The organism is Aminobacter sp. DSM 101952 (assembly GCF_001424795.1).
In the GTDB taxonomy this organism is placed as follows: domain Bacteria; phylum Pseudomonadota; class Alphaproteobacteria; order Rhizobiales; family Rhizobiaceae; genus Aminobacter; species Aminobacter aganoensis.
In genome coordinates this window covers 461,009-467,862 of record NZ_LMCL01000023.1, presented here as the reverse complement: position 1 = coordinate 467,862, position 6,854 = coordinate 461,009, and the positions used below count along the sequence as shown (strand labels likewise).

General features: G+C 58.3%; 8 protein-coding genes. 5 read left to right on the top strand and 3 right to left on the bottom strand.

The features are described 5' to 3' along the window. The first annotated feature begins 90 nt into the window (after positions 1-90). Positions 91-1,134 carry an IS110 family transposase gene (locus ASC75_RS16360; protein WP_055977768.1) on the top strand — a complete coding sequence of 348 codons (1,044 nt, stop codon included), beginning with the start codon at positions 91-93 and terminating at the stop codon, positions 1,132-1,134. 277 nt (positions 1,135-1,411) lie between these two features. On the opposite strand, the gene ASC75_RS16355 is transcribed toward ASC75_RS16360, so the two are convergent. From ASC75_RS16355 to ASC75_RS16345, 3 genes are all read right to left on the bottom strand, one after another. Further along, complete coding sequence (locus ASC75_RS16355; RefSeq protein ID WP_244487854.1) at positions 1,412-2,143, bottom strand: amino acid ABC transporter permease; 732 nt, start codon at positions 2,141-2,143, stop codon at positions 1,412-1,414. After that, positions 2,140-3,027 (bottom strand): transporter substrate-binding domain-containing protein, encoded by an 888-nt coding sequence (locus ASC75_RS16350; protein ID WP_055977628.1) that lies wholly within the window; start codon positions 3,025-3,027, stop codon positions 2,140-2,142. Before ASC75_RS16350 ends, ASC75_RS16355 begins: the two co-directional genes overlap by 4 nt. Before the next feature lie 143 nt (positions 3,028-3,170). Beyond that, entirely contained in the window at positions 3,171-3,845 is a 675-nt protein-coding gene (locus tag ASC75_RS16345; protein ID WP_156381278.1) for a hypothetical protein, read from the bottom strand. Between the two features lie 94 nt (positions 3,846-3,939). Here ASC75_RS16345 and ASC75_RS25630 point away from each other — a divergent pair, with 94 nt between their 5' ends. From ASC75_RS25630 to ASC75_RS16330, 4 genes are all read left to right on the top strand, one after another. Beyond that, positions 3,940-4,203: a helix-turn-helix transcriptional regulator gene (locus tag ASC75_RS25630; RefSeq protein ID WP_256371620.1), complete on the top strand. Its 264-nt coding sequence runs from the start codon at positions 3,940-3,942 to the stop codon at positions 4,201-4,203. Positions 4,204-5,434: 1,231 nt separating this feature from the next. Continuing rightward, positions 5,435-5,665, top strand: a complete 231-nt coding sequence (locus ASC75_RS25625; RefSeq protein ID WP_082496632.1) for a helix-turn-helix transcriptional regulator — start codon at positions 5,435-5,437, stop codon at positions 5,663-5,665. Between the two features lie 161 nt (positions 5,666-5,826). Continuing rightward, positions 5,827-6,555 (top strand): LuxR family transcriptional regulator, encoded by a 729-nt coding sequence (locus tag ASC75_RS16335; RefSeq protein WP_055977620.1) that lies wholly within the window; start codon positions 5,827-5,829, stop codon positions 6,553-6,555. Positions 6,556-6,573: 18 nt separating this feature from the next. Then, positions 6,574-6,849, top strand: a complete 276-nt coding sequence (locus ASC75_RS16330; RefSeq protein WP_055977617.1) for a hypothetical protein — start codon at positions 6,574-6,576, stop codon at positions 6,847-6,849. Positions 6,850-6,854 lie beyond the last annotated feature (5 nt).

The following is a 6,854-nucleotide window of genomic DNA, read 5'->3' as shown; positions in this document are numbered from 1 at the left end:
TCTCCCTTGATGAGGTGGAACGGCCCGCTCCGACAGCATCAAAGTGCTAACGTGGTCGTTGTTGCAAACGCCACAAGGAGGGACCGTTCCGTGAAAGATGTTACCACTATCGGGCTGGACTTGGCCAAACAGGTTTTTCAGGTTCATGGCGCCGACGCTGACGGCGCGCCGCTGTTCAACCGGAAGCTACGCCGCGCCGAGGTTTTGCGCTTTTTCGAGAAATTGCCGCCGTGCCTGGTTGGGATGGAGGCATGCGCGAGTGCGCATTACTGGGCGCGAGAGATCGCGGTCTTCGGTCACAACGTCAAACTGCTGCCACCTCAATACGTGAAGCCGTTCGTCAAACGCGGCAAGACGGATGCCGCCGATGCGGAGGCCATCAGCGAGGCCGTAACGCGAAAGACCATGCGGTTCGTCCCGGTCAAGACGGCTGAGCAGCAGGCAGCCGTGATGGTGCTCAAGACGCGTGCATTGCTCGTCCGTCAGAGAACTCAGACGATCAACGCCCTGCGCGCTCATATGGGCGAGTTGGGCATCATCGCTCCAATCGGGATTGCCAACGTCAAGGCATTGGCCGTCATCATCCGGGATGAGGCTGATAGCCGCTTGCCGCCGGCTGCGCGATTTGCTCTCACAGAGATGGTCGACCAGATTGAACTCCTGGCTTCGCGGATCGAAAGACTTGAACGTGAGATCGTTGTTCAAGCAAGGCGAGATGCCGATATGCGTCGGCTCGCGACCATCCCCGGCGTGGGGGCCATTATTGCCATGGCCATCAAAGCGCTCGTTCCTGATCCCGGCGGCTTCAAATCGGCTCGGCACTTTGCTGCCTGGATAGGCCTGACACCAAAGGCCCATTCGAGCGGCGGCAAGGATCGCCTGGGGCGCATTTCCAAGATGGGCAATTCAGAATTGCGATCGCTGCTTGTGACGGGGGCCGCATCCGTCCTTCGCCATGTGCGAACTGACGACAAGGCGCGGCCGTGGCTGAAGGACTTGCTTGGCAGACGCCCTTTCAAGGTCGTGGCAGTTGCGCTGGCCAACAAGACGGCGCGGATCATCTGGGCTTTGTTGACCAGAGGTGGAGTATACCGCAACCCAATGGAAACAAGGGCGAACGAGATCCCCGCTTAAAGATCCCGACCGCCCATACGAGCTGACCGGCAAGGGCCGGCAGAGGCGAGGTGCAAAAGCAGACGATGAACCCACGGGACGAAATCCCGAAACAGGACAGGCCGAAACCCGTGACGCGCACAAAGCGCGCCCCCTTGATCCAGCCACCTGTTTCGCGGACTTCATCGAGGCCAGCGGTCATGTGCCGCGCAGAAAGGCCGGACATATGACCGCACCGTCCTCATGTGGGGAAATCGACTGAAAGCATCCTTGCACCGCGGGCCGTTCCACATATGGGTCATGTGCCGCGCAGAAAGGCCGGACATATGACCGCACCGTCCTCATGTGGGGAAATCGACTGAAAGCATCCTTGCACCGCGGGCCGTTCCACATATGCCGGGTTGATGCGTCGTTCCACCCAGCGTCCGAGCAGTGCGACCGGATAGCAGACGATGAAGTAGGCGAGCAGCAGCGAGCTGTAGATCGGCACCGGGTCGTACTCGATCTGCGAAATCTCCTTGGCGCGGAAGGTCATGTCGGTCAGCGTGACCAGCGAGACAAGCGATGTCGCCTTCACCAGTTGGATAAGCTGGTTGATGAAGGTCGGGCTCATGGCGACCAGTGCCTGCGGCAGTTCAATGCGCAACAGGATGGTGGAGCGCGACAGCCCAAGCGCCTGGCCAGCTTCCTTCTGGCCACGGTCCAGTGCCTGCAGGCCGGCTCTGACGGCCTGGCTGGCATAACCGCCGATGTTGAGCCCCAGCACCATGGCACTGACCGTCATAGCCGACAGCGCCAGTCCGGCGAGGGGCAGGGCGTAATAGAACACGAACAGCAGGATGATGACGGCGGAGCTGCGCCAGAACTCGATGATCGACGTCACGACGAACCGTGCCGGACCCGTCGTCATGTATTGGGCAACGCCGAAGATGAGGCCAAAGGGTATGGCAAAGACCAGGCCATAGAGCGTCACCAAAGCAGTGACGCGAAAGCCCTGCAGGATGCCGAGCCAGATCTCGAGGATGCTCATTTGCCGGCACCAGCCGTGCCACAGAGCTTCTCGACGGTGACGGTGCTGGGCACGACCTCGGACTCGCCAAAGCCATATCTGGCCATGACCGTAGTCACCGTTCCATCCTTTGTCAGTGCCAGAAGCCTTTCATCCCACAGTGCCCGCAGATCCTGGTCTTCGCTGCGGAACGCGACGGCTGCATAAGTTGCCTGCTCATCTGTCGTCACGAAGGGTGTCGCACTCTCCAGTCCCTTGAGCTTGCCGCTGGCAAGCAGCCCAATCACGGTCGGCGATGAAAGCACCGTCACATCGATGCGGCCGGAGCGCAGGGCCGAGATGTTGGCTTCGATGTCGGGGAACAGCAGCATGTTGCTTTCCGGCACGCCGGCTACAGTCGCATTCCTGACCGACACGCTGCCGCGGCCGGCACCCATGATGATCTGCTTGCTGACGATATCGTCGAAGCCATGGATTTGTTTTGGATTACCAGCGAGCACGATGGCTGCGTCATGGACCTTGAGATCAGGAGCACCGAAGGCGACCTGCCGGCAGCGCTCCGGCGTGATGGACAGACCGGACGCCACCGCATCGAAGCGGCCTGCCAGCAGCCCCGGGATCAGGGCGCCGAATTCGGTGACCCTGATGTCGATCTCCTTGACGCCAAGTTCGGCAAACGCGGCCTTGAGCAGATCAGGATGCCATCCCTTGGCCTCGCCGGTGGCTTCATCGCGAAAGCCCCATGGCGTCCGGTTGTGGATGCCGATGACGATCTTGCCTTCGCGTAGGATGCGCTCCTTGGTCGTCTCGGCAAAGGCCGGACCACCTGGCATGGCAACGATCAGCGCGAGCAAAACGCACCACATGAATGCAAGCCGCGGGCGTACAGAACTTCTGAAGGTCATTTCTCTCTCTCTCCCATTGTTGTAAGGTTTTGCCTGCGCCGACGACCGACAAAGGGACGTCTGGTGTGCGTGGCCTCGCGGGACCGAAGCCTCGCCTCCGCGATCCTGCAGTGCGCTCAGCTTCGCAGTGGATGGCTTACGACTTATCGATTGGTCTCTTCGTCCAGACCGCGATCGCTGCTGGGTGGCTTGTCGCCGTGCCCACTGCCGGAAGAACGCGGCAGGTCGGGCGCATCGCGTTCGGCCAGCCCTTTGAGATCCGCCAAAACCGACTGGATCTGCGGCCAGGGAAATGACGAGGCGTCCCCGACAGTCTCCCCGCAGCCGACAATGATCTTCAGCTTGGCGACCACCCCGGCAAATGACTGGGCGGGTGTGGCGGCAACGGCGTCGAGAATCTCTTCCTCAGCTTCAACGGCCTGCGCCTCGGCAGCGCGGGCTCTGGAGTAGCCGACCTCGTGATCAAGCTCGTCCCAACGCTTCTGCCGATCCGCCGGCGCTGATGCCTGCGGCGCGCTTCGCAGGTCGCTACCCAGTTCACAACTTGGATCGGAAAACCCAAGGGCGTTCCTGATCCGTGTTTCAAGACGCTGCTGCAGGCGGCACAAAACCACGGCCATGTGGTGTGCTTGTTCCCACTCCTGCAGCAAGACTACACATGGGTCGAGCGGCGCAAGTAAAGGCGCGGCAAAGCGCTCCGTGGGTGTAGCGCGAACTACAGCGCCGCCACCTCTCGCATCGTCATCCACAGCACAGCTCTTCCTTCGTCCCTCTTGGGTGACGAAAGGCAAAGCTGTGGTATTGTCGGAATCAGCCATGATCCGAGCTCCAACCAGCTTGGGTTTGGTCAGGCCGAGTAGGATGTTTCCCCATCCTGCACGGCCGCGTTGTAATAAGGTATTCTGATTACCTATGAAATTATGTCAAGGATATAATTTGATAACAGGGGATCAAATTAGGATGGCTCGCGCCGCTCTTAAATGGGGTGTCAGAGAATTGGCTAGCAGTGCTCAGGTCACCGCAGCAACGATAACCCGAATCGAAAGCGGAAAATCAGCTCATCCTTCAACTTTGCGGGCAATCTGTTCAGCGTTCGAAGCGAATGGAATTGAATTTATACCCGAGAACGGTGGTGGTGCGGGCGTACGTTTGGCACGCCGTTCAAGCAATGAATAAGCTGCACCTGTCAGGTGAAATTACACTAGACAATCTATAAGCCGGCAGACCCGCTATAATCAAAGCGATCACACGCTGCCGCAGATATGAATGGCAGCTTTGCGCCCATGCCGGTCATTGAAGTCAGATCTGCCCTTGCCTTAGAGCTACCGGTTTCGCTGATTTCGGCCTTCGTTTGACACGATCATGGGGCCTTGGTTCTTTATCCCTCAAGCACCTTTAGGTGCATTTTTCCTGCCTCATTTAAGCTGCGGCAGGGCCGGCGGCTTCCTCGTGATGAGAAGCTCGGCCGGATGCTTCAGCACGAACTGGTTGTCGGCGACGATGTAATTGTCGGCATGCAGCCGCGCGATCGGTTGATAGGCTTCCGGCCGGACATAGCGGCCGCGCTCGTCCCCGCGAAGAGCCCCACTACTTTAAATTTCTGCGGTTCTGCGCTCTTGGCGGTCACGCTAGGGTGGGCCTTCGTCAAAATGGCGCCAGCTGGCGCGCATACTCTTGAGGGCGCCCGGCCTAGCGGCGGCTCGTATACCATAACGTCATCGAGCAGCTTCATTGCAACCGTCCATTACAATCGTAGTGACCATGCGTGCTACCATCTCCCGCAGGATGCCGTCCGTCCAGTCCCACGGGCGAGAGAGATAACTCTACGCCACGTTCTCTTTCAGCACAGAAATTCCTTGAGATCGGCAACGCCGGAACTCGAATGTCCGCTTTCCATAGGTCATCTGCCAAAACCTACCGGTCCGCTCTCGGCCCCCCGAAGGACACAGCAATCTGGTCGCGTTGCCATCCACTGACTGGAAGACGAAACGGCGGGTAAGCCCTGTTCTGCGTCGACCCAAAAGGAAGCAGCGCATAAAGTGAAGACATCGGCACGTCTGACAGGACGACATTGCCGGGACGAAGTCGAAGCAAATTCGCGACCACTTCGATCGGCGAACAAGGCGACCTAAGGAGGTTGAGCTTAGCGCCGCGCAGGGGAACCGGGACTGATCGCCTCCGACGAATGGCCAACTGGTATCAGCAAGGTCTTCACACTTGCTGCTAGCTCCGGCGCAAGGGCTGCCACGTACTCTAACAAATGAGTTTGGTGGCTGCCTTATCGGATAAATCGTCCGCCGAGGCAGTTGAAGCTGCCCGGAAGCCATATGTCGTGGCTGCTGGGGATTATTGCGGACGGACTATCTGTCGCCATCCCCGCTCAATGCACATTCGGCAAATTCACGCGATGAACCTTCGCAATGTATTTGGTCTGAACCTGCAGCGGCTGCGTCGTGAGCGCCGTTTGTCGCAAGAGCAACTGGCTCATCTTGCCGGTTGCGCCCGCGCCTATCTCAGCGGGGCTGAAGCCGGGCGCCGCAATGCGACACTCGACACGGTGGAGGCGCTGGCGACGGTGCTGGAGGTAGAACCTGCGGACCTGCTGAAGTATCCCGCAGCGGGACGGGAAAAGAGATAATTGTTGAGCCGGATGCTTGGGAGTCATGCTTATAAAGCGCAGACGAATGCAATCTATAGTTAGCATTCTGCTTGCAGAACTCTGGAATCACCTGACGAGAGTGAACTGCCCTGCCATCATCAACGCTGGCATGTTCCGCAGCGTTGGGGAGGGTGTGATCGATGAACCTCAAGGTGTTCGCTAGACTTACTGGTGCGCTCGCCAGAATTGACGCCGCGATTACGCCAGCGGAGGTTTTGGAAGAACTCCTCAATATCTTACGACCTTTCGGCTTTCGTCATCTGCTTATTACCGGCTTGCCTTCACCGCAGGTCGGACCCTGGCAGCGCGAAATCCTATATGACGGTTGGCCAGTGGAGTGGCTCAGGCATTACCTTGCGAGTGAGCATTTCTCCCAAGATCCATGCGCCTCACGCAGCCGCTTGGTTGGCCAGCCTTTTATCTGGCGTGACTTGTCGTCCACCGAGATGACCACTGGACAATTGCGTGTCATGGGCGAGGCCGCAGAGTTCGGTCTGAGGGACGGCTTGTGTGTTCCTGTCCATGAGCCGAGACGAGCTCCTTCGGTCGTGACAGCGGCGGGGGAACGTATTGAACTTTTGCCTGAGGACGTTCCCATTCTTGAAACAGTTTGCGTGCATGCCTACCGAGCGTTGCGCCGGCTGAATGGCGGAGGTGGGCAATCGCCTCAGATCAATCTGACTGATCGAGAGCGAGAAGTGCTGATATGGATAGCAGCCGGCAAGGCGGCTGAGGATGTTGCCTGCATCTTGGGAATTTCGAGATTCACTGTCGAGCGACATTTGAGCAATGTCAGAGAAAAGTGCGACGCGGTAAATACGATCCAGGCAGCGATGGAAGCCGTGCGGCGTGGGGAAATCTGTCCCTGACAATACCAAAAAACCAGTATGGCCCAGCTTAAGGTTTTGCGTCATCTGGTGCGCGCCATGTTCAAGCTTCATATAGTCGATTGGTCAAACCGCCAGACGCATCAGAATCATCTCGAACGCTATTTTCGCATTCGATATGAAATCTACGTCGTGGGTCGAAAATGGCAGCACATCGACAGGCCGGTTCCATTGGAGATCGACGCTTTCGATATCAGGGATACAATCTATCTCCTTGGAATAGATGACACCGGAAACATAGCGATCGCTGTGTATCGTCCCGGAAGCTCCGCTTGACGCAA